The sequence below is a fragment of the Dietzia sp. SLG310A2-38A2 genome (assembly GCF_014145095.1).
GTDB lineage: Bacteria > Actinomycetota > Actinomycetes > Mycobacteriales > Mycobacteriaceae > Dietzia.
In genome coordinates, this window is record NZ_JAALDX010000012.1 from 1 (window position 1) to 2,476 (window position 2,476).

At 70.7% G+C, this 2,476-nt stretch carries 3 protein-coding genes; all 3 read left to right on the forward strand.

Translation table 11 applies throughout. The annotated features are described in order from the left end of the window. On the forward strand, nt 1-440 hold a 440-nt coding region (locus G6027_RS00410), incomplete at its 5' end, for a cyanophycin synthetase (RefSeq protein WP_277612272.1). 30 nt (nt 441-470) lie between these two features. After that, entirely contained in the window at nt 471-1,286 is an 816-nt protein-coding gene (locus G6027_RS00415) for an FtsQ-type POTRA domain-containing protein (protein WP_182634389.1), read from the forward strand. A 183-nt stretch (nt 1,287-1,469) separates the two neighbouring features. Then, the coding region (gene ftsZ, locus G6027_RS00420) for a cell division protein FtsZ (RefSeq protein ID WP_182634391.1) at nt 1,470-2,476 on the forward strand (1,007 nt) is incomplete at its 3' end.

Consider the following 2,476-nt stretch of genomic DNA (forward strand, 5'->3'; position numbering starts at 1 on the left):
CCGCCGTCCAGGGTGGACTGGTGCGGGTGTTCGACGACTACGCGCATCATCCGACCGAGGTCAGGGCGGTCCTGAGCGCCGGGCGGGAGATCGTCGACTCGGACGGCGGCCGCCTGATCGCCGTCTTCCAGCCCCACCTGTACTCCCGCACGCGCATCTTCGCCGAGGAGTTCGGGCGGTCGTTGTCCCTGGCCGACGAGGTGGTGGTGCTCGACGTGTACGGCGCGCGCGAGCAACCCGAGGCCGGCGTCGACGGCGGCCTCGTCGCCCGGCACGTCAGCTCGCCGGCCCACCACGTCCCCGACCTCGACGCGGCCTTGTCCACGGTGCTCGGGATCGTCCGGCCGGACGACGTGGTCTTCACGCTCGGAGCCGGTGACATCACCACGCTCGGCCCGAGGATCGTGGCCGGGCCCGCGGGGAGCGGGACGGGGTCATGACGAGGGCCGCGCCGTGAAGGGGGCTCAGCGGTGACCGACGAGCCACTCGATCACCCGACGGCCCCGACGGCCTCGGACGACCCTGACCGGAGACTCGCCGCGGCGGACGTCCAGAGCTCGGACGAGCGGGTGCGACACTCCGACCCCGCGGTGCGGGCCACGCTGCGCAGGCGACGTCGCCGCACCAACCGCATCTACGTCGGGCTCGGTGTGGCGCTGGTCGTCCTCCTGGTGGGATACATCGCGCTGTACTTCCTGCCGGTGTTCTCCGTCCGGGAGGTCCGGGTGGTCGGGACCCGGACCATCCCCGTGGAGGCGGTGACCGAGCGGGCGGCGGTGTCCCCCGGGACCCCGCTGCTCCAGGTGGACACCCACGCGGTGGCGCGCCGCGTGGCGGGGATCCCGAGGGTGGACCAGGTCACGGTCACGCGGGACTACCCCTCGAACCTGCGGATCGAGCTGATCGAGCGCACCGCCCTGGTGGTGGTCGAGGTCGACGGCGCACGGCATCTGGTCGACGGACAGGGGATCGACTTCGGGCAGGGCGATCCGCCTCCCGGCACCCCCGAACTCACCGTGGGGCAGGAGGCCCGCTCCGACCTGCCCGGGATCGTCCGGGACCTGTCGACGGTCTTCGCCGAGGTTCGGGGGACCGCGGGACAGGAGATCGCCTCGGTCGACGTGGAGACCCCGGCGTCGATCGTGCTCACCCTCGTCGACGGGCGGACCGTGGAGTGGGGGGCCGCGGGCCGCGACCACGAGAAGGCGGTCGCGTTGCAGATGGTCCTCGAGCAACCCGGTCAGGTCTGGAACGTCTCCAATCCGGCGCTGCCGGCCTCGCGGTAGACCGACACGCCCGCGAGCCTCGTGGACGTGTGGGTCCGGTGCCCCTACCGTGTGATCCGACGGCGGAAACCGCCTCTGACCAGCAACTTTAACCCTCAAGTAGAGGGTGAGAGTTAGGCGAGAGTCTTTCGTCGAGACAGCATGCAACCGAGCACGACACCCCCAAAGGAAGGCCGGGCCTCGATGAGCTCACCGCACAATTACCTCGCAGTCATCAAGGTCGTCGGAATCGGGGGCGGCGGTGTCAACGCCGTGAACAGGATGATCGACGAGGGCCTCAAGGGCGTCGAGTTCATCGCGGTCAATACCGATGCGCAGGCTCTGCTCATGTCCGACGCCGACGTCAAGCTCGACGTCGGGCGCGAACTGACCCGCGGCCTGGGTGCCGGCGCCGACCCGGAGGTCGGGCGCAAGGCCGCGGAGGACCACAAGGACGAGATCGAGGAGGTCCTCAAGGGCGCGGACATGGTCTTCGTCACGGCCGGGGAGGGCGGCGGCACCGGCACCGGGGGAGCGCCGGTCGTCGCGGCCATCGCGCGCAAGCTCGGCGCTCTCACCGTCGGCGTCGTCACCCGTCCGTTCTCCTTCGAGGGCAAGCGTCGCGGAGGACAGGCCGAGGCGGGGATCGAGGGCCTGCGCGAGGCCTGCGACACCCTGATCGTGATCCCCAACGACCGTCTGCTCCAGCTCGGGGACGCCGGCGTGTCCATGATGGAGGCCTTCAAGACCGCCGACGAGGTCCTCCTCAACGGCGTCCAGGGGATCACCGATCTCATCACCACCCCCGGCGTGATCAACGTCGACTTCGCCGACGTCAAGGGCGTCATGTCCGGGGCCGGCAGCGCGCTCATGGGGATCGGCTCCTCGCGGGGCGAGGGCCGGGCGTACAAGGCCGCGGAGGCCGCCATCAACTCTCCGCTCCTGGAGACCACGATGGAGGGCGCCAAGGGCGTGCTCATGTCGATCGCCGGCGGTAGCGACCTGGGCCTGTTCGAGATCAACGAGGCCGCGACCCTGGTACAGGAGGAGGCGCACCCCGACGCCAACATCATCTTCGGCACCGTCGTCGACGACTCGCTCGGCGACGAGGTGCGGGTGACCGTCATCGCCGCCGGGTTCGAGGGAGGGTCCCGGCAGACCTCCGGTTCGGGTCAGTCGCGGCGCGGCCGCCACCACCTCGACGACGACGA